The following is a 22,565-nucleotide window of genomic DNA, read 5'->3' as shown; positions in this document are numbered from 1 at the left end:
CGACGGCCGGTACGACGAACACACCCCGGGTGTCGGACCAGAACTGCGGTCCAACACCCGGGGTGTGTTCAGAGGGGAGCCCTCCGCTGGGTCGTGCGAGGGCTAGTGGCCCTCGTGGTGACCCTGCTCGATCTCACCCTTGCTCGGCGGAACGATGCGGTCCTCGAAGAACCAGCGGCTGAACCCTGCACGAAGTCGCTTCGAGAACGGGATGCGGCCGTCGTCGTTCGGGCGGAGCATCATCGGTGCGTAGTCGTGGTAGCTGACGAGCTGCCACGACTCGTACTCGTCGAGCGGTTTGTGCACCTCGACGAATTCGCCGCCGGGCATGCGCACGATGCGACCGGACTCGTACCCGTGTAGTGCGATCGAGCGGTCCTTCTTCTGGAGCGCGATGCATGTGCGCTTCGTCACCTGGTAGGCGATGATCGGCCCGAGGATCAGCAGCGCCTGGAGGCCGTGGATCACCCCTTCCATCGACAGCTGGAAGTGGGTCGCCATGAGGTCGGAGCTGGCTCCTGCCCACATCACCGCGTAGAACGTCACGCCGGCAGCGCCGATGGCGGTGCGGGTCGGGGCGTTGCGGGGACGGTCGAGGATGTGGTGCTCGCGCTTGTCGCCCGTCACCCAGGCCTCGATGAAGGGGTACACCATGACGAGAACGATGAAGATCCCGATGATGCCGAGGGGGAGGAGCATGTTCCAAGACCAGGTGTACCCGAACCACTCGGTCTCGAGCCCCGGCGGAATCAGACGGAGCATGCCGTCCGCGAATCCGATGTACCAGTCGGGCTGGGTACCGGCCGACACCGGGGATGGGTCGTACGGACCGTAGTTCCAGATCGGGTTGATGCCTACCAAGGAGGCGATCAGCACGATCACACCGAACACGATGAAGAAGAAGCCGCCGGCCTTCGCCGCGTACACGGGGAGGACCGGGAAGCCGACGACGTTCTGCTGCGTCTTGCCCGGGCCAGGGTACTGCGTGTGCTTGTGGATGACCACGAACGCGAGGTGCAGAGCGATGAAGAGGATCACCAACGCCGGCAGCACCATGATGTGGAGCATGTACAGGCGTCCGACGATCGCAGTGCCCGGGAACTCTCCACCGAAGAAGAAGAAGGAGAGGTACGTTCCGATGACGGGGATCGCCTTGATAATGCCGTCGATGATGCGGAGGCCGTTGCCCGAGAGCACATCGTCGGGGAGCGAGTATCCGGTGAAGCCCTCAGCCATGGCGAGGATGAACAGCACGAAGCCGATCACCCAGTTGAGCTCGCGCGGCTTGCGGAATGCGCCCGTGAAGAAGATGCGGAGCATGTGCAGGCCGATGGAGGCCACGAAGAGCAGCGCCGCCCAGTGGTGCACGTGGCGCATGAGCAGCCCGCCGCGCACCGAGAAGGAGATGTCGAGGGTCGAGGCCATGGCCACCGACATCTCGACGCCCTTCATCGGAACGTAGGGGCCCGTGTAATGGGTCTCCACCATTGACGCCTGGAAGAAGAGCGTCAGGAAGGTTCCGGAGAGGAGGATGACGACGAAGCTGTAGAGCGCGACTTCACCGAGAAGGAAGGACCAGTGGTCGGGGAAGACCTTGCGGCCGAACTCCTTGACGGCGACGCCGATCTTGGTGCGCTCGTCGATGTAGTTCGCGGCGGCGGCCGTGAAGCGGCTCGATCCGTTCTGAGCCTGCTGGCTCGACGCGGGGGATTCGGTGACGGTGCTGCTCACTTGAGGCGCTCCCAAAAGCTCGGGCCGACGGGTTCATGGAAATCACTCTGAGCGACGAGGTAGCCCTCGTCGTCGACAGTGATCGGCAGCTGCGGCAACGGACGCTTCGCCGGTCCGAAGATCACCTTCGCGTGCTCCGAGACATCGAACTGCGACTGGTGGCAGGGGCACAGGAGATGGTGGGTGTGCTGCTCGTAGAGCGCGACGGGGCACCCGACGTGCGTGCAGACCTTCGAGTACGCGACGATGCCGTCGTACGACCAGTCCTTGCGCTCCGGAAGTTCGCGGAGATCTTCCTGGTTCAAGCGCATGAGCAGCACGATGGCCTTCGCCTTGGCGTCGAGCAGGTGGACGCTGCCACCGCGCTCATCGAGGGTCATCTTCTCGAAATCCTCGTGATTCAACGTCTCGGGGATCACGTGGAATGCCGAGCCGATGGTCACTTCGCTGGCCTTGATGGGGACGCCGGAAGGATCGCGTGCGAGTCGCACGCCCTCGGCCCACATCGTGTGGTGCGCGAGTTCGACGGGATCGCGATCCTGCGGTCCGAGACCGCGCAGGAGCGTGATTCCGGGCAGCGGGAATGCGATGAGCGCTCCGATGAGGCTGTTGCGCACGAGCGAGCGCCGGGAGAAGCCCGACTCCTCATCAGCGAGCTTGAAGACCTCGGCCGAGCCCTCGCGGGTCGGCGCGTCGCTCGGGGTCGGGTGGCGGTAATCGATGGACTCGTGGTCCGCCATGATCGCCTTGCCCCAGTGCACTGCGCCGATGCCCACGGCGAGCAGGGCGAGAGCCATGCCGAGGCCGACGAACATCGTGTGCAGGCGGATCGCCATCAGTTCGCCCGTTTCGATCGGGAAGAACATGTAGGCGAGCACGGCGCCGAGGCTGCCCGCGATCGACAGGTAGAAGAGGCTGTACACCGTGCGTTCAGCGCGCTTCTCCTTCTTCGGATCGAGATCCGTAACACGCTTGCGGTGCGGGGGAAGGCCCGGATTCTGCACGGCGTCGGACGGGATGACCGCGGTACCTGCGGCTGCCTCGGCCGAGCCGTGGCCGGCGGCAACGACAACGGCGTGCTCGCCGCCGTTGTTCTTCGCTTCCTCTGCCATGTTGCTCCTTGACTCCTGACTCATGAAAACTGTGACGCGTTGTCGACTAGTTCGACTTCGCGGTGACCCAGACCGTGAGGCCGATGACGGCTCCCAGGCCGATCACCCAGATGAACAGACCTTCGGCGACGGGGCCGATCGATCCGAGGGTGAGGCCGCCGACCGCCGGCTGATTCTCGATGTACTTCAAGTACGAGATGATGTCGGCCTTCTCCTGCGGGGTGATGTTCGCATCGTTGAACACCGGCATGTTCTGCGGTCCGGTGATCATGGCTTCGTAGATGTGCGTCGGAGCGACACCGGTCAGCTTCGGAGCGAATTTGCCCTCGGTGAGCGCGCCGCCGGCGGCCGCCACGTTGTGGCACATCGCGCAGTTGATGCGGAAGAGCTCAGCGCCGTTCGCGATGCCCTCGTCGTCGCTGTCAGCCTGCAGGTAGCGCGTCTCGGGAAGCCCGGGTCCGGGAGCGAGCGAGGCGACGTACGCCGCCATCTGCAGCGTCTGCTCCTCGGTGAACTGCTGGGGCTTCACCATGCCCTGCGGCCCCTGGAAGGCGAGGGGCATGCGTCCCGTGCCCACCTGGAAGTTGACGGACGCTGCTCCCACACCGATGAGTGTGGGGCCATCGGGAGTGCCCTCTGCGGCTGCTCCGTGGCACGTGGCGCAGTTGGCGCCGAACAGCTTCTCGCCCGCTTCGATCGTCGCGGGGGAGGTGAGGTCGACCTCTGCCGTGGCGGAGGTCTGGCTGAAACCGGCGTACGCTGCGCCGGTCACGAGCAAGCCGACGGCGACGAGTGCGGCCGTCGCGAGCGGGTGCCTGCGGCCGGACTTGCGAAGATTCTTCTTGGCGCGAGCCATGATGTCGATTGCTCCTGACCCTATTTGAGGACGTAGATGACGATGAAGAGGATGATCCACACGATGTCGACGAAGTGCCAGTAGTAGGACACGACGACTGCGGTGGTCTCTTCTTTATGCGTGAAGTTCTTGACGGCGTAGATGCGGCCGATGACCAGCAGGAAGGCGACGAGGCCCAGGGACACGTGAATGCCATGGAAACCGGTGGTCATGTAGAACGCCGAGCCGTAGGGATCGGAGGCCAGGGTGATGCCCTCTGACACGAAGGTCGCGTACTCGTACGCCTGGCCGGCGACGAAGATGGCTCCCATGAAGAAGGTCAGGTAGAACCACTCGACGGTTCCCCACTTCTTCATGCTGGCGCCGGTGGCGCGCGGCTGCATGCGCTCCGCCGCGAAGACACCCGCCTGTGCGGTGAATGACGATGCGACCAGAATGAGCGTATTGATCAGCGCGAACGTGAAGTTGTGCTTCTCGGTCTGCTCGGCCCACAATTCGGGGTTCATCGCCCGCAGCGTGAAGTAAATCGCGAAGAGGCCCGCGAAGAACATGACCTCGCTGCCGAGCCACACGATCGTGCCGACGGCGACGAGATTCGGTCGCTTCACCGCAGGCACGGCTGACTTGGTATTCATAGTGGTCGTTGTCACCCTTCCATTATGGCTGAAAGTCAGGTGTGGATTTTCACCCGGGCACGGCGAGCCGAACTTTCTGCATCGTTCACCGGTAGCCTACCGTCTCCGGTGGCCGACGGATCGCACGCGAAGCCCTCATTCATCGGATGAAGTGGCGTGATCTCGCGGGTTTCCAGCCGTCGATAGAATCGACGCATGATCGACGAACGGACTTGGCCGACCGTACTCACCACCCTTCTCGAAGGGGATGATCTCAGCGTCTCGCAAGCCGAATGGGCGATGTCCCGGTTCATGACGGGAGACGCGAGCGGCGCGCAGATCGGTGCGTTCCTCGTGGCGCTGCGATCGAAGGGCGTCACCGTCGATGAGGTCATCGGGTTCCGCGACGCGATTCTCGCGGAAGCGCTCCCGCTGGATCTGCCCGCCATGTCACTGGACATCGTCGGCACAGGCGGAGATCGCTTCGGTACCGTGAACATCTCGACGATGGCATCGATCACCGCCGCCGCGGCCGGTGCGCCGGTGGTGAAGCACGGCAACAAGGCGGCGAGCAGCCTCTCCGGCTCCTCGGACGTGTTGAGCGCGCTCGGCATCGATCTGGCTCTCGACGGGCCGCAGCTCTCGCGCGCCTTCGAGGCATCAGGGATCGCGTTCGTGCACGCGGCGAGGTTCCTCCCGGGGTTCCGCCATGTCGGAGCAGCCCGTAAGGAACTCGGGATCCCGACGGTCTTCAACTTCCTCGGCCCGCTCTGCAATCCGGTGAGGCCAGAAGCATCGGCGGTCGGCGTGGCCGACATCGACCGCATCCCGATCTTCGTCGGCGTCTTCCGACTGCGAGGTGCTTCAGCGCTCGTGTTCCGGGGCGATGACGGGCTCGACGAACTGACGACGACGGGCCACTCGCGACTCTGGGAGGTGAGCCGGGGCGGGCTGACCGAGCATGACATCGATCCACGTGATCTCGGGCTCCCGCGCGCTCAGATCAGCGACCTCGTCGGGGGCTCGCCCGATGAGAACGCCGAGGTGGTCCGCCGCGTCCTCGCCGGCGAGTCCGGGCCGATTCGAGACATCGTGCTGCTCAATGCGGCGGCGGGTCTCGTCGCGTTCGATCTCGCGCAGCGCCCCGAGACGGCGGAACGCGCGCTGCTCGAGCGCTTGGGCGAGAAGCTCGTCGTAGCCGCAGAGGCGATCGACTCGGGGAAAGCGGCTGCGAAACTCGACGACTGGGCTCGCGCCACGTCGTCAGCTTCTGACGCCTGATACAGGCGTGCACGGGGGAGCGCTGCGCGGGAGTGCCCGTCTAACTCGAGGGCGGCTCTTCCCGATCCGGCGTTCGGGCGGGAACCGGTGACGCATCGCGGTCGGTGCGGTAGTACTTCGCGAGGAACGGCATCGGATCCACCGGCTCATCCTCGACGCGCAGCGCGAGGTGGAGATGAGCTCCGAACGAGATACCCGTGGAACCGACCCGCCCTGCGGGCTCGCCCATCTCGATTCGATCGCCGACCTTCCAGGAGTGGGAGCCGGACTGCATGTGGCAGTAGCGGCTCGTCACGTCCTTTCCGTCGATCTCGTGATCGATCGTGAGCGCGAAACCGCATCCGTCCGTGGCGTCGCCGGCTTCCGAGACGACTCCATCGGCGATCGCGAGGATCTCCGTGCCCGCGCCAGCCGCGAAATCCTGTGCGTCGTGGAACTGCTCGACCGGCGCCGTGCGATATCCGAACGGGTCGGTGAGCGCCACGGGGGTCGCGAACGGATAGTTCACGACGGAGCGCGCCCGGAACGAGTAGCCGATCGAAGAGGGCGCGTCGGTGTCGACGACATCGATCTCTGCGAGCGACGACGGCAGGTCGTCGACGGACACCTCTGAGAACAGTCGCTGCTGCACGGCCGCAGCGTCGGCAGTTCCCGACTCCTGCATCAGCGGCAGCGCGAACGTGGCGACAAGCCCGCAGACGCTGACCGCTGCCGCACCGCGGGAGAGACGGGTCCGTCGAGCTCGCGAAGCGGCCGGGGCGTTCGGCATCTCAGCGTCCGGCACATGCGCGCGCCGTGGACTGGTCACGTATTCAGGTTCGGCGGACTCTGCCGAAGCAGTGCCGTTCGAGCTGTCTAGCGGAGGTGCGGAGGTCGTCATGCAAACTTTCATCTGGGGGGAGCGAGTGGATCCGCTCGGGCATAGGGGCCAGGGTACCGGCTCGCGTCCGTGGGCGCCACCGAGGGCCGCGGGCGGCATGACGCATGCCGCCCGCGATCCTCACTCGGTGCCGAGCTGCTGACGACGGCGCGCGACGAGGGTGCCGCCCGCAGCGAGCAGCGCTGCCGCGAGTGCGACGAGCCCCGCGATTCCGGCGCCAGTGACGGGCAATGATCCGTCTCCCGGTTCACCGGCGCCGCCTGACGCGCCGTCCGCATCGCTTGCCGCCTCTGCCTGCGTTCCCGCGGCGGCGCCCGACGCATCGCCCGCGGCGTCGGATGCCGAAGCGTCTGCGTCCCCGGAGCTCGCGCCCCCAGCATCGGCGCCGTCGGCGGCGCTCGATCCGGCGGCATCGGATCCGGATCCTGCTCCGCCAGCTGCGGCAGCGGCATCCGAATCCGCGTCCGCTGCGAGCACCGCATCCGAGGTCACCAACGAGACGAAGGGGGAGCTTCCCGTTCCGTGCGCGAATACCCATGCCGTCACAGATTCGCCCACGAGCTCGTCGGTCAGGTCAAGGCTGGTGCTGGTGCTCTCGAGCGCCCTCTCCCCGGCGCTCCAACGATGGGAGACGGACTCGAGATCCGGATCGAATGCGGGATCGACAACGGTCAGCGTTTCACCCGAGCGCGCTTCTCCTGCGATGGTCGGTTGGTCCGCAGCGAACTCCCCTTCCGGCGCGGTGCCCAGGGGGATCGAGCCGAAATCGACGGAGGCGCCCGCGAAGACCAGCGCATCCTGCGGCGCCGGTGCGGCAGCCTCTCCTCGCGCGGCGACCCACGGCACATAGCCTCCGGCCGGGACCCGGGGAATCGTGATCTCGCCCTCCTCGTCGGCGTATTCGCGCTGCGACTCGCTCGGGGCGCCGTTCACATCGATGCCTCGCACATGCGCGGCGGCATCATCGAGATCGATGAGCGTCTCTCCGCCCTCAATGATCGAAAGAGTGATCTCGCCGCCCCACCGCTCGAGGTCGTGCTCCGCGAACGGTGCCGCATCGCTCACCCCATCGGTGATCTCGAACGCGGGCCGATCGTCCGCGTACGAGGAGTTTCCGCCGAGTGACTCCCCGAGCGCGAAACGGGCGTTCGAGACGGACGTATCGTACTGCAGCGTGTAGGCGCCATCCGGCAGGAAATCGAGCGCCCAGGACCCGTCGGAGCCCGTCTCGGTCGCCTGTTCGAAGACGTAGGACTGCTGATCCCCTTCCCATCGGTAGGCAGAGACCTCCACGCGGCCGACGGGGGCGTCGTCTTCGGTCACGCTTCCGGTGATGGTGGCATCGACGGCGGCTGCGCTCGTCGCGCTCAACGGTGCTGCGATCAGCACTGCAGCGAGGAGGGCGGCCGGCATTCCACGGCGAAGGGCGGGGCGAGAGGTCATGCTGTTCTTTCTGGTCGTGACGGTTGTCGTGCGCATGTTCAGGCCACCCGCGCCTTCCCGAATGCCGTGAGCGTTACCGGCCCCATGAGCCCGTAGGCCTGCGACGGCACGACGCCGTAGACAGCCGGATTGACGACCCTGAGACGGTTGATCAGCGGGGACGCGACCTCGACGCGCAGCGTGTTGCGGCCGGTGCGCACGTAGTCGGTGATGTCGAGTTCCGTATCACTCAGATCCACATGGTCGACCGGCACGCTGTTCACCCACACGCGGAAGGTGTCGAGTACCTGCCCCAGGGAGAGGCGGACACCGCCCGAGCCGGGCCGCCACGACGCGTCGAGCGCGAAGGTGGTGCGATAGTCCCCGATTCCGGCGACGTCGGCGTACCCCAATTGCGTCCAAGCACCGAGCGCACCGCTCTCCACGCGGTGGGAGACATGGTCGGTGGCGACGCCGTCCGCAGCGGGCTGCCAGTCGTGGAGCGTGAGCGACCACTCGGCGAGCTCGATGGGGTCCGGGAGGGAGGGCACGAGCGTCTGCTTCTGCCGGCCGTCGGCGAAGCGCACCGAATGAGGGCCCGCCTGCGAGGCGTGGAGGTACACCGCTCCGTCAGCGCGCACGGACACATCGTCTCCACTCGTCTCGATGACGACCGCGCGGGGCGTCGTCGCTCCGGCCCAGCCCTGCGGCGCGAGCACGACGACGGTCGACTGCGCCGGTTGCAATCGCAGATGCACGGTGATGGCCGCACCGTCTCGCGTGTATTTCGCGAGCGGCCGGATCGCTCCCGTCCACGCGTCGAGTTCGTAGGGCACGTGCGAATCCGAGGTGGCGAGTACGGTGACATCCTGCTCGACGTACGCGAGCTTATCCTTGCCCGGATTGTGCTTGGCGTTGACGAAGTAGAAGTAGTCGACGCCGTCGGAAACCCGGTGCACGTGCTTCACGCTCGAGCTGGAATGGCTGACGGTTCGGGTCACACCCAGCGCGGCCAGGGCCAGCGGAATGTCGTCGTTGCCCGCGGCATCGGCCACATTCGGGAGTGCGCGCATCTGGGCGATGATGTCGACGACTCGCTGATTCGTGGCGGCGTCGCGGAACCCGGTCGACGCAGGTGCGCTCCAATTGCCGAAGAAGACGATGGGGAAGCCCGACTGAGCCAGGGCGAGCAACGCCTCACCGGCGCGCACCGACATCGTGGCCTCGTTGCCGCGGAACCGGTCGATGTCGAGGATGAACGCGCGGTAGTTGCCGCCGTCCGGCGCGAAGCGACCGCCCTGGAGCACCGAGAGTTCTTGGAAGAGTCCTGATTCGTTCAGGAATCCGTGCGACCACCCGATCGGGATGCCCGCAGCCGTCGCCCACGGCGCACCGATGCCCGTCTGCGCCCAGCCCTTCTGCCGGAAGAACGCGATGTCGTACACGGGGCGTCCCTGCTGGAGTACCCACTGCGTGCGCGAGATGGCTGCCGCGACCCGGTCGAGGTGCTTCCACACGGGCATGCGCGGACCCCATGCCTCGGAGTAGCCGACGCCGCCGTTGTAGGGGGAGAAGGCGGCGAACCCTGGCCATGCGGCGCCCGGTGCGGCCGCGTACGCGTATCCGTGCAGCACCGTCTGATTCACTCCGCCGCAGAAGGTCTCGGCGAGCGTGTAGAGCACTTCGTTGCGCCACGTCGTGAGATACGCCTTGTTGAGGTACGCCGACGATTCGCAACTGAGCAGCTTGCGCCCAGCGATGTCTCGCCCGCTTGCGAGCACGCGGTAGTCGTCGACGTTCTTCGCGCCGAGGGACTCCGTCTCCGGGATGTCGACGATGCCGGCCTGCTCGATGGAATCCTGCTCGAGGCCGTATGCCTGCACGCGGTATTCGAGTCCGTACGAGTGCGCCCAATCCCGCAGCGGAATGAGGTGGTACTCGGAGTACAGCTCGCTCATGACCTGGTTGAAATCGTCTCGGACGCGAGTGGTGACGACGTCGTCGAAGTCGTAGAGGTACTTCTCCTTCGTCTCGACGAGTGCGGGCAGGAACGGGAAGACGTCGTAGCTCATGCGCTTCTGGAACTCTTCGCGAGCCTTCGGCGTCCAGATGGTGGCGTGCGTCTCGATCTCGAGCGAATCCTCGAAGAAGCTGCCGCCGACGGTCCCGAGCAGTCCTTTGATGCGGTCAGTGAGGAGGTTCGTCTCCCAGTAGTCGATGAGCGTCTGCGCGCCTGTCGCGCTGAAATGATCGACCACGTACGACGTGGGGTTCGTGTGGTCGCCGCCCTCCGGGCGCTGACCGCTCCCGCGTTCCCAGTACGCGAGGAGCACCCAGGAGCCGCCCGTGGCGGGCGCCGTCCACTCGAGGCGTTCGTTCGCGACGTCGCCCGTCAGGTCGACGAGGCTGCTGCGCTTCAGCACGGTCGTCTTCCCGACGCTGACGATCTCGAGCGCGTGCACGCCGATGAGCGCGCGCTCGGTCACCCCTGGCTCCGGGGGAGTGATGGGCTCGGGGAGCGGCCCCGAGAACGCGCTGCCCGGGGCGAGCGTCGTCGATCCGTGGGCGATCTCCTTGATCGCGGCCTCGGACTGGGGCGTGATGTTCGGCGTCGCCGCGGGCCATGACGGCCCGAGGGTGATATCGATCTCGATGCCCTCTTCCTCCGCGGTGGCGAGGGCGGTCTCGACTGCGGCGATCCAGTGCTCACCGCCCCATCCGAAGTTGTCGATGTCGAGCCCGCCCTTGACGCTGTGGTGGACATCGGAGATCTCGAGGCCGCCGAAGCCGGATCGCGCTGCGGTGCGCACCTCTGCCGCGATCTGCTCGAGGTCCACCTGACCGTTGGGCCACCACCAGCGGAATCGCGGAGCCGTGGCCATCGTCGGGTTCGTGAACCCGTCGAGCGTCGCGGCTCCGGTGCCGGTCTCAGCGCCAGCGACGGCGAGGGCGGCGGCGGGGTGGGACGCCGAGAGGGCGGCCACCCCCGCGGCGGTCACCGCCGAGTAGCGGATGAGTTGTCGGCGAGTCAGGCCAGATGGCCGGCGGTCGACGTGGTGTGGCATGCGATTGCGCTCCCTTGCGACAACGGCGCCGCAGCTTTCGCACACTCGCCGTCGAGTTGAATCGTTTCAAAACCGTGCAGCAAAAGCCTACTGACCGTTCATCGGCAATGTCAACGTTGCCGAGACGCAACACAACGTGCTATTCGCGGCCGATCCGTGCATCGAGCATGACGCTCGCAAGTCCGTGCGATGCCGACGCGGTTGCATGCCGCGCGTCGCCATCGCACGGACTCAGCGGTCGGTCTCTCGCTCCGTCTCTCGCTCGGCATCCTCGATCGCGTGAGCGACCCCGGGAGAGGAGCCGGGGGAGGAACCGGGGGTGGGTTCCTCTTCGGGCGCGGCGATGGTGTCGATCGGCCCCGTCGTCGCGTCGACGTACCAGTCGGTGAGCGCGGGATCCTCGCTGTCGAAGCCGGCGCCGGCGCCTTGGTGGGCGGGCACGCTGTTCGTGCCGAAGACGAAGTCATCGCCGAACTCGTCGATGCCGCGCCTCACGCCCTGCGCGATCGCAGCACGAGCATACGCGCGACGGATGATGTACGGATCGGTCCGCAGGTCCTTCGCCCAGGCGATCATGATCCCGATCACGATGAAAGCGAACGGCAGCGCTGACACCACCATCAGCGACTGGAGGCCGGCGAGCGTGTCTCGTCCACCCGCAAGGAGGAGAGCGACGGCGATGAGGCTGAGGAGGAGACCCCAGACGATCGTCACCCATTTCGCCGGCTCCGGCCGTCCCATCTGCGACATCGAGGCCATCACGATGGATGCGGAGTCGGCAGCCGTCACGAAGAAGACGAGCACAGCGATCATCGCGACCACGGAGGCGATCATGCCGAACGGCAGCTCGTTCAGCATGTCGAAGAGCACTGACTCGCCGGAGCCTCCGGTGTCGAGCTGAGCGCCATGGAGCGCCTGGAAAATGGCCGTACCGCCGTAGATCACGAACCAGGTGATGACGATCGCCGAGGGCACGAGGACCACGGTCGTCACGAACTCTCGCAAGGTGCGGCCGCGGGAGATCTTCGCGATGAACATGCCGACGAAGGGCGTCCATGAGACCCACCAGGCCCAGTAGTACGTCGTCCAGGTCGACAGGAACTGCGTCGCATCCTCTCCCTGATTGGGGTTGCGCGCGAGCATGATCATCGCCTGCTGGAAGAACTCGATGATGGACGACGGCAGGAAGTTGAGCAGGTAGACCGTCGGTCCGACGATGAAGACGAAGAGGGCGAGCAGGCCGGTGAGGAACATGTTGATGTTCGAGAGGCGCCGGATGCCCTTCTTGACTCCGGCGACCGCCGAAGCGATGAAGCAGGCCGTCAGGATCGCGATCGAACCCACGATGAAGGCGTTGCCCATGGGGCCGAGCCCGGTCACGATGCGGAAACCGCTCTCGATCTGCAGGGCGCCGATTCCGAGCGAAACCGCGGTGCCGAACAGGGTCACGATGATCGCGAAGATATCGATGATCCGGCCCAGAATGCGGTTGCTGCTTCCGGGGAACACCGGCTCGAAGAGGGCGGAGATGAGTGGCGCGCGGCCGCGACGGTACGCACTGTAGGCGATCGCGCCCCCGACCAGTGCGTAGAAGGACCACGCGATCGGACCCCAGTGGAGGATGGTCTGCGCGAGTGCCGGAAGAGCTGCGTCCCCGCTGCCGGGCTCGACCTCGAGACCCGGTGCCGGATCGAGGAAGTAGGTCAGGGGTTCGAGCGGGCCGTAGAAGAGCAGGCCGATCCCGAGCCCAGCTGCGAAGAGCATCGAGATCCACGACAGGGTCGAGAACTCCGGTTCCTCGTCATCCGAACCGAGGCGGATGCCACCGGTGCGGCCGTAGCCAACGACGAGCATGAAGCAGACCACCGCGATGGCGAGGGAACCGAACAGCCAGCTGAAGTTCTCGGTGACCCAGGTGAGCGAGTTCCCGCCGACGACGGCGATGGTGTCCGGCGCGATGAAGGCCCAGACGATCACTGCGAGCGTGCAGGCGACGGCGACACCGAGGACCACCCAGTTCGTGGCGAAGCGGACTCCGGTCTGCTCGACCCCGATGCCCGGGATGAGGCCGGGGTGGGGGACCGGAGGCGGGGTGACCAGTGTGATCTTGCGCGTGCGCTTGCCTGGCTCGTGCCGGTCACTCATATGAAATATCGCTTTCGTCGGTAGGCGCGAGTTGCGCGCGTGCCGCTTCGATGAAGCGGCGGATCAGTTCTGGGTGCTTCTGGCCAGGGGAGCGCTCGACGCCGCTGGAGACGTCGACGCCGCCGGGTCGAGCGGTGGAGATCGCTGCTGCGACATTCTCGGGGGAGAGGCCGCCGGCCAGCAGCCAGTCCGGGCCGATACGGCGCGTGAGTTCGCTGTCGCTCCCGAGCGGAGAGAGATCCCACGTGTCGCCCGAACCAGGGATCGCGCCGTCGAGGAGGAGTCGTTCCTCATTCAGCTCCCCGGCGTACAACTGCGGAGCTTCGGTCAGCGACGTCGCGCGCCACACTCGAGGGAGCAGCGCCTGCGCGCTCGCCACGTCATCCGCGGTATACGACCCGTGCAGCTGCAAGACATCGAATCCGAGATCGAGTGCCAGCCGTGCCGCTTCCGCAGCGGGGATCGAGTTCACGACGAGCACGGTGTCGACGTCCGGCCGAGCGCTCCGCGCAGCGCTGATCACGGCCCGCGCGTCATCCGCCGATGCGTGGCGGGGGCTGCGCGGGCTCATGACGACGCCGATGGCATCGGCGCCGAGCTCGACTGCAAGCGCTGCGTGCGCGGGCTCGCGAAGCCCGCAGATCTTGACGTACATACCCATCCCTCGTTTCGGCGACTCTCCAGGGTACCCAATGGGCCGCGATCGACATCACGGGGCGCCGGTCGCGGGAATCGAGCGGATGAACACCGGGCTCGCCGAGCCCATGCGTCGACGTATGTTCGTTACGCTCAAGGGGTGTCTTGGCGTGCGCAGAGCCGGTCTCGGGTGCTTGAGGTGTTCGCCGTGTTCTTGCGACTCGGGTGCACCTCGTTCGGCGGCCCGATCGCCCATCTTGGGTATTTTCGCGAGGAGTTCGTCGTACGTCGACGCTGGATGAGCGACGCGGAGTACGCCCAACTCGTCGCGCTGTGCCAGTTCCTCCCCGGCCCGGCGTCGAGCCAGGTCGGCTTCGGGCTCGGACTGCGTCGGGCGGGCCTCCCCGGGGCCATCGGGGCATGGATCGCGTTCACTCTTCCGTCGGTGGCCGTCATGATCGCCCTCGCACTGGGCGCGGCTTCTCTGACGGGGCCAGTCGCCGACGGCGTGATGCACGGTGTGCTCGCGGTCGCTGTCGCCGTCGTCGCGCACGCCGTGCACGGTATGGCACGATCCCTCGCGCCGGACCTGCCGCGCGCCGGGATCGCCGCGTTCGCAGGAATCGTCGCATTGCTCGTCGGTGGCGTCTGGGGGCAGCTCGCTGTACTGTGCGGTGGCGCCGCCGCCGGAGTCCTCCTGCTGAGGCGATCTGCGGAGGTCGAAACGGACGTGGGCGCGCAGGGGAGCGGGCGGGCCATGGGCGTCTCGCGACGGAGCGGAGCCGTCGCCTTGGCGATCGGTGGCGCACTCCTCGTCGCTCTCCCGATCATTGCGGGCGCGGTGCAGCACACCGCTCTGTCGGTCACCGACGCCGCGTACCGCGCCGGAGCGACCGTATTCGGGGGAGGCCACGTCGTGCTGGCGACCCTGCAAGCGGAGCCGGCGCTCGCTCGCGGAATCGATCAGGATCAGCTGCTCTTCGGATACGGCGCCGCGCAGGCCATGCCCGGACCTCTGTTCAGCATCGCCGCGTACGTCGGCGCGCTCGCTGACGGGGCGGGGAGTGTTTCAGAGCGCGTGGGCCTCGCAGTGCTTGCGATCGTGGCGATCTTCACCCCGGGGTTCTTGCTGCTCCTCGGCGTGCTGCCCTTCTGGGTGCGGCTCCAGCGAACCCCGAGAATCGCCGCGGCGGTGCGGGGGATCAACGCTGCCGTGGTCGGCGTGCTCGCTGCGGCCTTCATCGATCCCGTGCTGACTCACGGTGTGACGGATGTCGCTGCACTCGCACTGGCGCTCGCCGCGCTGGTCGCCCTGTACCTGCGCGTGCCGCCGTGGATCGTCGTCGTGACGGGCGCGGTCTGCGGCGCCGCGTCGACTCTGCTGTAGTGCGTTGGCAGTCTGCGCGGTCGCCAACGAACTCGCCACTCGTCGTCTCGATGATCCAGAGGCCGTGTCCGTGTGTGGCGTAGTTCTTCTGATCTCAGCCAATCCACTCGGCAGCCTCGGCACGCGTCTTCTGCGATGGATAGAAGGCCCTACGAAGCACCGCATTCACACTGAACTGACATAATATAGATTATCATGCACGCTGGGCGGAGTGCGAGCGAGACCTGATCCACGCTGACGGCTGTGCGTTCGGCGCGAACATTACGCGCAACAATCGCATATGCGCCGTTGCGCGTTCAGTCCCTGGAAGCTGCCCGTCGAAAACCTGAGGCACGGAATCTCTGCGCTCGAATCGTCGCAGCATGTGTCGATTCTGGAACTCATCGTCGTCGATGAGCTCGGGCATTCCATTTCTGACATAACTCCGATCGAAACACGTGCCGATCCGCGCGCACGGTTCACGATCCGCGCTTCACACTCCTACGCCCGGCGTGAGCCGAGCAGCAGCATGGTGCGCGCAGCGAGGGCCGCCGCTCCGACGCCGCCGAACTCCCCCGCGCTGAGCATCAGGGCGGAATTCTCCGTCGCGACAGCTACACCGACGAGCACGACGGCAGCGCCCACGGTCACCCACCCGGCAATTGCGAGACCGACCGATGCACTGCCGCCGAGTACGGTCTCACCGCGCGACGTCGGCGGTCGAATCAGCGACGCAGCTGCGAACGCGACGACGGCCAACGCGATTCCTCCGTACACGTCGCTCGGACGGTGCCATCCGTAAGCGAGCAGCTGCCACCCGACAGCTGCGATGAGGGCAGCGCCTCCGAGCGCGACGAACGCGCGCACGCGGCTCGGCACCGCCCAGATGAGCGCCGCGGTGATAGCAGCGAAGACCGTCATATGGCCGCTCGGAAACGTGTTCGCCGCGTCGAGCTCGAAGAGCTCGGGGCGGGTCAGGAGCCGCAGCTTCAGCAGCTGAGCGGCGAGGATCGACAGCGCCGGGATGACGGTCACGACGAGCGCTCGTCTGAAGCCGTGCGACACCCAGGCGATCACGCCGACGACGACGAGTGCGATCGCGACCGTCGGAATCGACACGAGGTTGAGCGGCGGAGGCGGGGTGAACGTGAAATCTGCGGCGTCGAGCACGCTCTCCTCGGCGCGCTGCCCGACGACGTTGCGCACCCCGAGCACGTACGACGCGATGCCGACAGCAGCCCAGAATACGAGGAACCAGGTCGCGCGGAGCCGGCCGCTCGCGGCGACGACGCCGCTCACGCGCGGGCTCCGAGCACCGAGACCGAGCCGGCCCCCGAGCGGGCATCCGCCGTGCGCACCGCCCAGAGCGCGAGCGCTGCCGCAGTCGATACGTTGAGCGAATCGACGCCGTGCTCCATCGGAATGACCACGGCGCGCGTCGAGGCGGCAAGCGCACGATGCGTCAGGCCGGCGCCCTCAGTGCCGAACATCAGTGCGAGACGCTCCGGAAGCTCGTCGACGTAGTCGGCGAGATCCTCAGCGTCGTCGCGCAGCGCGAACGCGGTGAGTTCGTACCCGGCGTCGCGGATCATCGGGCCGGCCTCCCGCCAATCGGGCAGCCGCGCCCACGGCACCTGCAGCACGGCGCCCATGCTCACGCGCACAGCGCGACGGTACAGCGGATCAGCGCATGCCGGCGTCAGCAGCACCGCATCTGCTCCGAGCGCCGCGACGGAGCGGAAGATGGCTCCGACGTTGGTGTGATCGGCGAGGTCTTCGAGTACGACGATACGCCGAGAGTCCCTGAGCAGGGCTTCGGGGTCTCGGGCCTGAGGTCGGTGCATGGAGGCGAGAGCTCCGCGGTGCAGATGGAACCCCGTGAGCGCCGCGAGCTGATCCGACTCCCCCACGTACACCTCCACATCGGGGAACGCTTCGAGCAGCGGTTCGACGCGCGGCAGCCACTCCTCGAGCAGCAGAACGGAGCGCGGGCGATGCCCCGCTCGCAGGGCACGCTCGATCACCTTCGGCGACTCGGCGAGGTAGAGGCCTTCTTCCGGCTCCCGCACCCGGCGCAGCGCGACATCCGTGAGCTGGGTGTAGTCGGCGAGCTGCGGGATGTCGAGATCAGTGATTCGCGTCACCCTCACGCGCGGCCCCCTGCGATGGCTTCTGCGGCGATGCTGCGCGTCGACGGAGACACGACCGTGAGCGGAGCGATGAAGTCTGCGACATACGCAGCCGAGTCGTGCACGGCCTCGTAGTGCACCAGATGGCCGGTGCCGGGAATGATGCGGAGCTGCGATCCGCGTACGCGTCGCTGCAGGTCGAGCTGCTTGGCGAGCGGGGTGATGTCATCCCGCTCCCCCGCGATCAACAGTGTCGGCATCGTGAACGCGTCAGAGTACTCGACGACGGTGTGCGAGACCGAAGCGCGGAAGGCTTCGAGCAGCGTCGAGGGGTCGGCGAACGTGCTGAAATACTGCGCGTGCTGGCCGTGAATCCATGCCCGAAGTTCAGGATCCCTCGTCTTCGCCATCACCTCGCTCATGATTCGAACGATGGCGGGATTGCCGAGGAGTGCTCGTGCGCCGCGTTCGGGCAGGAGCTCCGCGGCCCGATAGTAGCCGATCGCGAGCTGCGTGAGAGCGGCCTGCGGCCCTGCGAGTGCTGGCGCCGAGATCGGATTGATGAGGATCAGTCGGAGCGGGTCCAAGCCTTGCGCGATTGCCCGTGCCACCACGAGCGAGCCGAACGAGTGGCCGAGCACGTTGAATCCGCTGGGCGCGGCCGTGGCTGCGAACGAGCGGAGCCACTCCCCGTACAGGGCGAGATCGTGCGTACGACCGGGAATCGCTGGGCTCTCACCGAAACCCGGGAGGTCGGGAACGAGGATCCGCAATTCTGGGCGGAGCTCCACAATCCGGGCCGCGATGCCTTCGAGGCCGTGGTGATCGCCGCGAAAGCCGTGGACGAGGATCAGCGTCTCCCCCGTCTCGTCACCGTACTCCCAGGCTCGGGTGTCGACACCGAGGGCGGGAACGTGCAGAGAACGAGGGGCGAAAGTCACGGGACAGATTCTACCGAGACCCCCTGACAGCCTCCTGCTGCTGGCGGGAGGCTGTCTGGGGTTCGGGCCGAAGGCGAACGACGCGCCCGGCAGTCGATACCATCGACGGAGACGAAAGGACTTCCGTGACCGAAACGCTCCCGCTGTGGGCCGCAGACCTGGCCGTGTTCGATACCGAGACGACGGGCATCGACACCGCGCACGCCCGCATTGTGAGCGCTTCGATCGCCCTCCTCGGTGCGGGCGGCGAAGTGTCGGAACGATACGACTGGCTGCTCGACCCAGGCATTGAGATTCCCGCTGCAGCGGTGCAAGTCCACGGCATCAGCAACGAGATCGCCCGTACCAGCGGCATCGAGGCCGCAGTGGGAGTGCGCCAGATCGTCGATCAGCTGCTCGAGATGATCGAGCGCGGGTTTCCCGTCGTCGCGTACAACGCTCCTTACGACCTCACGCTGCTCGCAGCTGAGGCGGCTCGGCATGGTGTGCCATGGCCGGCGGAGATCTCCCCGGTGATCGATCCGCTCATCCTCGACAAACAGCTCGATCGCTACCGCAAGGGCAAGCGCACGCTCGAAGCGGTGGCGGCGCATCACGGGGTCGACATCGGCAATGCGCACGATGCCGGTGATGATGCGATCGCTGCGGGGCGAGTGCTCCAGAAGATTGCGGCGAAGTATGCGGACGTGGTTCCGGCGGAGCTCGACGAGCTCCATCGGCAGCAGATCGAGTGGGCTGCTGCTCAGGCGGCGAGTTTTCAGGACTACATGCGGCGGGTGCGCGACGCATCATTCGTCGCCGACGGGCGCTGGCCGATCCGCTGACGCGCCGCGGAAGCGAGAAAGGGCCGGGCGATCCGCAGAGGATCGCCCGGCCCTTTCCAGTGCCGCAGTCGCGACTTAGGCGCCGAAGCCCTTGAAGCGCTGGTTGAACTTCTCGACGCGACCGGCCGAGTCCATGATGCGCTGCTTGCCCGTGTAGAACGGGTGCGATGCGCTCGAGATCTCGACATCGAGGACGGGGTAGGTCTCGCCGTCGAGCTCGATGGTCTTCTCGCTGGTGAGCGTCGAACGGGTGAGGAACGTCTCCCCCGACGCGAGGTCGCGGAAGACGATTGCGTTGTACTCGGGGTGGGTATCGGTCTTCATGAGAGTTCCTTCGTGTTTGCCTGGGAGAGAGCGTGTAACAGCACGCCCGGAGGTCTTGGGATCGGCGAATTTCGTCGCACCAAAGTGCTACTTTAGCAGACCGAGAGGCGTATGAGTGAGATCAGGGCTTCGGGCGTGCCACAGCGGAATACCGGCCATCCGTGGACGACAGTTCGAACGGCATGTCGAAGGTCGCTTCCAGGGACTCGGCGGTGAGCGTGTCAGCAATCGGGCCGGCGGCCTGGATCTTGCCGTCGCGCAGCATGAGGACGTGGGTGAAGCCGGGTGGGATCTCCTCGACATGGTGGGTCACCATGATCATGGCCGGCGACGAAGGGGACGCTGCGAAGCCGGAGAGCATCAGCAGCAACCGCTCGCGAGCTCCGAGATCGAGGTTCGCGCTCGGCTCGTCGAGCAGCAGCAACTCGGGATCGGTCATGACCGCGCGGGCGATGAGGGCGCGCTTTCGCTCACCGTCGCTCAGCGTGCCGAAGGTATGGTCAGCGTACGCTCCGAGGTCCCACTCCGCGAGAATGCGCTCGGCTTGACGCACGTCGATGCTGTCGTAGTGCTCATTCCACCGGCCCTCGACCGAGTAGGCGGCGGTCAGCACGACGTCGCGCACGAGTTCGTTCGCCGGGATGCGCCTGGCCGATGCCGACGACACGAATCCGATGCGGTTGCGGAGCTCGAAGATGTCGACCTTGCCCAGTCGCTCGTCGAGCACCTCGACGGTGCCGCGAGTCGCGTAGTCGTTGGCCGTCGCGAGCTTCATGAGCGTCGTCTTCCCTGCGCCGTTCGGCCCGAGGATCACCCACCGCTCCGAATCCTCGACCGACCAGGTGACCCCGTCGAGGATCGGCCGGCGGTCGCGCACATAGGAGACATCGGTGAGGCGGAGCACATTGACCATAGCGCTCAGCCTATCCTGGGAATCATGACTTCTCCCGGCACCACACGCCCCCTCGTCGTGCTCGATTGCGACTCCACCACCATCCAGGACGAGGTGATCGAGTTGCTCGCCGAGGCGGCGGGGAGCCTCGACGAGGTGGCAGCGGTCACCGAGCGCGCCATGCGAGGGGAGCTCGATTTCGCGGAGAGCCTGCGAGATCGCGTCGCGACACTCGCCGGGACCCCCGAGTCGGTCTTCGCCGAAGCCTACGAGCGCGTGCGGCCGACCTCGGGCATCCGCGAACTCATCGCCGCAGTGCATGCCCGAGGCGGCAAGGTCGGCGTCGTGTCGGGTGGATTCCACGAGGTGCTCGATCCGCTCGCGGCGGATCTCGGCATCGATCTCTGGCGCGCCAATCGGCTGGACCTGGTGAACGGAATCCTCTCGGGGAGCACCGTTGGGCCGATCATCGACGCATCGGCGAAGGCGGCGGCGCTGATCGAGTGGGCGGCGGCCGAAGATATCCCGCTCTCCGCCACCATCGCTATCGGAGACGGTGCCAACGATCTTGAGATGATGGCGATCGCCGGCATCGGCGTGGCCTTCAACGGCAAGCCGATCGTGCGCGAGCGCGCCGACATTTCGATCGAAGACGATCTTGCGCTCGCCATCCCGCTGCTCGAACGGCTCGCCTGAGTCGTCTCGCCTGAGCACTCAGAAGTTGTTGAGCGCTTCCGTATCCGCTGGGATGACTCCGTCGGCCAGCAGCGACTCGCCGAGCCGCTTGAGCGCGGTCAGGGCGACGTTCTGCGGCATGGGTCCGTACGAGACACGAGCGACGCCGAGCGCTTCGTACTCGGCGGCGGTGAGGGCGCCGGGAAGGCCGATGACGCTGATCTTGCGCTCGCCGATGCCGTCGACGAGTGCCCGAGTGTCGTCGGCATCGAGCACGCCAGGCACGAACACGCACGTGGCGCCGACGTCGAGATAGGCGCGTCCCCGCTCGATCGCGTCTGCGATCGCGATCTCGCGCGGGCGGTCGCCGCCCTTGACGAGCGCGTCGGTGCGCGCGTTCAGCACGAAGGAGACCCCTTCGCGCTCCCCCGCCGCCATCGCCGCACGCATCACGGCGACCGACTCGTCGAGCGGTCGCATCTGATCCTCGATGTTCGCGCCCGAGGCCCCGGCCCCGATCGCGCGTCGCACCGTCTCGCCTGCATCGCCGAACCCTCCGTCGAGGTCGGCGGACACGGGCAGATCCGTGGCGGAAGCGATTCGCGCGATCGCCGCGATCATAGTGTCCAGCGGAATCTGCTCACCGTCGGCGTACCCGTGGCTCGCCGCGATGCCGTGACCCGCCGTGGCGATCGCACGAGTCCCCGGCAGCTGCGAGACGACGCGGGCGCTGACGGCGTCCCACACGTTCACGACGCGGAGAGCGGTCGGCGCCGCATACAGGTCGGCGAGGGTCTGGGCGTCGACAGCGACGCGGGTCAGGGAGCGGGGCTGGTGTGATGAACTCATGGGCACAGGCTACTGGTCGTGGCGCGACGGGCGAAAGGGCGCTCTCGCACCCGATCGGACTCCGTCAGTGCCCCATGCCCAGGCCGCCGTCGACGGGGATCACCGCGCCCGAGATGTATGCGGCGTCGTCCCCGGCGAGGAACGATGCCGCTCCGGCGATTTCGGCGACCTGACCGAAGCGTCCGGCCGGAATCGAGCCGAGGTACTGCTGCTGCTGGGCCTCCGGGAGGGCAGCCGTCATATCGGTCTCGACGAAGCCGGGCGCGATCACATTGGCGGTGATGCCGCGCGATCCGAGCTCTCGAGTGAGCGAGCGAGCGAATCCGACGAGTCCGGCTTTCGATGACGAGTAGTTGATCTGTCCCGGTCCCCCGTACAGCCCCACGACGCTCGAGATCAGAATCACGCGTCCGAATCGACCCTTCAGCAGGCCCTTCGCGGCGCGTTTCACCACGCGGAACGTGCCGGTGAGGTTTGTGTCGATGACGCTGGTGAACTCCTCTTCCGTCATCCTCAGGAGCAGGGTGTCCTTCGTGATGCCGGCGTTTGCGACGATCACCTCGACAGGCCCGAGTTGTGCTTCGACCTCGGTGAACGCGGCGTCGATCGAAGCCGCGTCGGTCATCTCCGCGCGTACCGTCAGCGATCCTTCCGGGCCCTCGCCCGACCGCGAGGTCACAGCGACGCGATGACCGTCCGCGAGCATGCGTTCTGCGATGGCGTAACCGATACCGCGGTTTCCGCCGGTGACGAGTACGGTGCGCGAGGTGGGCATGGGATTCCTTCCGTCTGAACAACTGCCGACCAGCCTACCCATCCGAGG

Annotated in this window: 20 protein-coding genes; 4 read left to right on the top strand and 16 right to left on the bottom strand. The window is 66.7% G+C overall.

Annotation, left to right across the window (positions count from 1 at the left end):
- Window positions 1-102: 102 nt before the first annotated feature.
- Genes qcrB through ctaE form a run of 4 tightly spaced genes read right to left on the bottom strand, consistent with a single transcriptional unit; the run spans window position 103 to window position 4,334 of the window.
- Window positions 103-1,731: a cytochrome bc1 complex cytochrome b subunit gene (gene qcrB / locus ABFX18_RS07900; RefSeq protein ID WP_090149058.1), complete on the bottom strand. Its 1,629-nt coding sequence runs from the start codon at window positions 1,729-1,731 to the stop codon at window positions 103-105.
- Window positions 1,728-2,843 (bottom strand): cytochrome bc1 complex Rieske iron-sulfur subunit, encoded by a 1,116-nt coding sequence (gene qcrA, locus ABFX18_RS07895; RefSeq protein ID WP_090149056.1) that lies wholly within the window; start codon window positions 2,841-2,843, stop codon window positions 1,728-1,730. Before qcrA ends, qcrB begins: the two co-directional genes overlap by 4 nt.
- Window positions 2,844-2,889: 46 nt before the next feature.
- Window positions 2,890-3,699, bottom strand: a complete 810-nt coding sequence (gene qcrC, locus ABFX18_RS07890; protein ID WP_346057940.1) for a cytochrome bc1 complex diheme cytochrome c subunit — start codon at window positions 3,697-3,699, stop codon at window positions 2,890-2,892.
- A 20-nt stretch (window positions 3,700-3,719) separates the two neighbouring features.
- A complete protein-coding gene (gene ctaE, locus ABFX18_RS07885) occupies window positions 3,720-4,334 on the bottom strand; it encodes an aa3-type cytochrome oxidase subunit III (RefSeq protein WP_090149051.1) in 615 nt (204 codons plus the stop codon).
- A 195-nt stretch (window positions 4,335-4,529) separates the two neighbouring features.
- Between ctaE and trpD the strand changes: the two genes are divergently transcribed.
- A complete protein-coding gene (trpD, locus tag ABFX18_RS07880) occupies window positions 4,530-5,594 on the top strand; it encodes an anthranilate phosphoribosyltransferase (protein WP_346057939.1) in 1,065 nt (354 codons plus the stop codon).
- Window positions 5,595-5,634: 40 nt separating this feature from the next.
- On the opposite strand, the gene ABFX18_RS07875 is transcribed toward trpD, so the two are convergent.
- The 5 genes from ABFX18_RS07875 to ABFX18_RS07855 form a co-directional block, all read right to left on the bottom strand.
- Window positions 5,635-6,402: a M23 family metallopeptidase gene (locus ABFX18_RS07875; protein ID WP_346057938.1), complete on the bottom strand. Its 768-nt coding sequence runs from the start codon at window positions 6,400-6,402 to the stop codon at window positions 5,635-5,637.
- 192 nt (window positions 6,403-6,594) lie between these two features.
- Complete coding sequence (locus ABFX18_RS07870) at window positions 6,595-7,917, bottom strand: carboxypeptidase-like regulatory domain-containing protein (protein WP_346057937.1); 1,323 nt, start codon at window positions 7,915-7,917, stop codon at window positions 6,595-6,597.
- A gap of 38 nt (window positions 7,918-7,955) precedes the next feature.
- Entirely contained in the window at window positions 7,956-10,961 is a 3,006-nt protein-coding gene (locus ABFX18_RS07865) for a glycosyl hydrolase (protein WP_346057936.1), read from the bottom strand.
- A gap of 231 nt (window positions 10,962-11,192) precedes the next feature.
- The gene (locus ABFX18_RS07860) at window positions 11,193-13,106 is read right to left on the bottom strand and encodes a BCCT family transporter (protein WP_346057935.1); all 1,914 of its coding nucleotides are present in this window, start codon (window positions 13,104-13,106) and stop codon (window positions 11,193-11,195) included.
- Complete coding sequence (locus tag ABFX18_RS07855) at window positions 13,099-13,761, bottom strand: phosphoribosylanthranilate isomerase (protein ID WP_200328793.1); 663 nt, start codon at window positions 13,759-13,761, stop codon at window positions 13,099-13,101. Before ABFX18_RS07855 ends, ABFX18_RS07860 begins: the two co-directional genes overlap by 8 nt.
- Window positions 13,762-13,902: 141 nt before the next feature.
- Between ABFX18_RS07855 and chrA the strand changes: the two genes are divergently transcribed.
- A complete protein-coding gene (chrA, locus tag ABFX18_RS07850) occupies window positions 13,903-15,129 on the top strand; it encodes a chromate efflux transporter (RefSeq protein WP_346057934.1) in 1,227 nt (408 codons plus the stop codon).
- Window positions 15,130-15,609: 480 nt separating this feature from the next.
- On the opposite strand, the gene ABFX18_RS07845 is transcribed toward chrA, so the two are convergent.
- The 3 genes from ABFX18_RS07845 to ABFX18_RS07835 are packed head-to-tail and all read right to left on the bottom strand — an operon-like array spanning window position 15,610 to window position 18,178.
- Entirely contained in the window at window positions 15,610-16,407 is a 798-nt protein-coding gene (locus ABFX18_RS07845) for a phosphatase PAP2 family protein (RefSeq protein ID WP_346057933.1), read from the bottom strand.
- Window positions 16,404-17,258, bottom strand: coding sequence for a TrmH family RNA methyltransferase (locus ABFX18_RS07840; RefSeq protein ID WP_346057932.1), 855 nt, complete (start codon window positions 17,256-17,258; stop codon window positions 16,404-16,406). Before ABFX18_RS07840 ends, ABFX18_RS07845 begins: the two co-directional genes overlap by 4 nt.
- A complete protein-coding gene (locus ABFX18_RS07835) occupies window positions 17,255-18,178 on the bottom strand; it encodes an alpha/beta fold hydrolase (protein ID WP_346057931.1) in 924 nt (307 codons plus the stop codon). Before ABFX18_RS07835 ends, ABFX18_RS07840 begins: the two co-directional genes overlap by 4 nt.
- A gap of 125 nt (window positions 18,179-18,303) precedes the next feature.
- Between ABFX18_RS07835 and ABFX18_RS07830 the strand changes: the two genes are divergently transcribed.
- Window positions 18,304-19,002: an exonuclease domain-containing protein gene (locus ABFX18_RS07830; RefSeq protein ID WP_346057930.1), complete on the top strand. Its 699-nt coding sequence runs from the start codon at window positions 18,304-18,306 to the stop codon at window positions 19,000-19,002.
- Between the two features lie 75 nt (window positions 19,003-19,077).
- On the opposite strand, the gene ABFX18_RS07825 is transcribed toward ABFX18_RS07830, so the two are convergent.
- Window positions 19,078-19,326: a type B 50S ribosomal protein L31 gene (locus ABFX18_RS07825; protein WP_090149019.1), complete on the bottom strand. Its 249-nt coding sequence runs from the start codon at window positions 19,324-19,326 to the stop codon at window positions 19,078-19,080.
- A gap of 121 nt (window positions 19,327-19,447) precedes the next feature.
- Window positions 19,448-20,239, bottom strand: coding sequence for an ABC transporter ATP-binding protein (locus ABFX18_RS07820; protein WP_346057929.1), 792 nt, complete (start codon window positions 20,237-20,239; stop codon window positions 19,448-19,450).
- A 24-nt stretch (window positions 20,240-20,263) separates the two neighbouring features.
- Here ABFX18_RS07820 and serB point away from each other — a divergent pair, with 24 nt between their 5' ends.
- Window positions 20,264-20,914 (top strand): phosphoserine phosphatase SerB, encoded by a 651-nt coding sequence (serB, locus tag ABFX18_RS07815; RefSeq protein ID WP_346057928.1) that lies wholly within the window; start codon window positions 20,264-20,266, stop codon window positions 20,912-20,914.
- Window positions 20,915-20,932: 18 nt separating this feature from the next.
- Here the strand turns inward: serB and ABFX18_RS07810 are convergent, their stop codons facing one another.
- Window positions 20,933-21,742 (bottom strand): isocitrate lyase/PEP mutase family protein, encoded by an 810-nt coding sequence (locus tag ABFX18_RS07810; RefSeq protein WP_346057927.1) that lies wholly within the window; start codon window positions 21,740-21,742, stop codon window positions 20,933-20,935.
- Between the two features lie 64 nt (window positions 21,743-21,806).
- Window positions 21,807-22,517, bottom strand: a complete 711-nt coding sequence (gene fabG / locus ABFX18_RS07805; RefSeq protein WP_090149010.1) for a 3-oxoacyl-ACP reductase FabG — start codon at window positions 22,515-22,517, stop codon at window positions 21,807-21,809.
- Between the last annotated feature and the right edge of the window lie 48 nt (window positions 22,518-22,565).

This window comes from Leucobacter alluvii, from assembly GCF_039530485.1.
In the GTDB taxonomy this organism is placed as follows: Bacteria; Actinomycetota; Actinomycetes; order Actinomycetales; family Microbacteriaceae; genus Leucobacter; species Leucobacter alluvii.
Note: the sequence above shows the minus strand (reverse complement) of the source record. Positions and strands in the feature narration are given on the sequence as shown.

Excerpts from the sequence above, each read along its gene's own strand:
- qcrA (WP_090149056.1), bottom strand. The coding sequence starts at position 2,843 with ATGGCAGAGGAAGCGAAGAACAACGGCGGCGAGCACGCCGTTGTCGTT.
- qcrC (WP_346057940.1), bottom strand. The coding sequence starts at position 3,699 with ATGGCTCGCGCCAAGAAGAATCTTCGCAAGTCCGGCCGCAGGCACCCG.
- ctaE (WP_090149051.1), bottom strand. The coding sequence starts at position 4,334 with ATGAATACCAAGTCAGCCGTGCCTGCGGTGAAGCGACCGAATCTCGTC.
- trpD (WP_346057939.1), top strand. The coding sequence starts at position 4,530 with ATGATCGACGAACGGACTTGGCCGACCGTACTCACCACCCTTCTCGAA.
- ABFX18_RS07870 (WP_346057937.1), bottom strand. The coding sequence starts at position 7,917 with ATGACCTCTCGCCCCGCCCTTCGCCGTGGAATGCCGGCCGCCCTCCTC.
- ABFX18_RS07865 (WP_346057936.1), bottom strand. The coding sequence starts at position 10,961 with ATGCCACACCACGTCGACCGCCGGCCATCTGGCCTGACTCGCCGACAA.
- ABFX18_RS07860 (WP_346057935.1), bottom strand. The coding sequence starts at position 13,106 with ATGAGTGACCGGCACGAGCCAGGCAAGCGCACGCGCAAGATCACACTG.
- ABFX18_RS07855 (WP_200328793.1), bottom strand. The coding sequence starts at position 13,761 with ATGTACGTCAAGATCTGCGGGCTTCGCGAGCCCGCGCACGCAGCGCTT.
- ABFX18_RS07825 (WP_090149019.1), bottom strand. The coding sequence starts at position 19,326 with ATGAAGACCGATACCCACCCCGAGTACAACGCAATCGTCTTCCGCGAC.
- ABFX18_RS07820 (WP_346057929.1), bottom strand. The coding sequence starts at position 20,239 with ATGGTCAATGTGCTCCGCCTCACCGATGTCTCCTATGTGCGCGACCGC.
- serB (WP_346057928.1), top strand. The coding sequence starts at position 20,264 with ATGACTTCTCCCGGCACCACACGCCCCCTCGTCGTGCTCGATTGCGAC.
- ABFX18_RS07810 (WP_346057927.1), bottom strand. The coding sequence starts at position 21,742 with ATGAGTTCATCACACCAGCCCCGCTCCCTGACCCGCGTCGCTGTCGAC.
- fabG (WP_090149010.1), bottom strand. The coding sequence starts at position 22,517 with ATGCCCACCTCGCGCACCGTACTCGTCACCGGCGGAAACCGCGGTATC.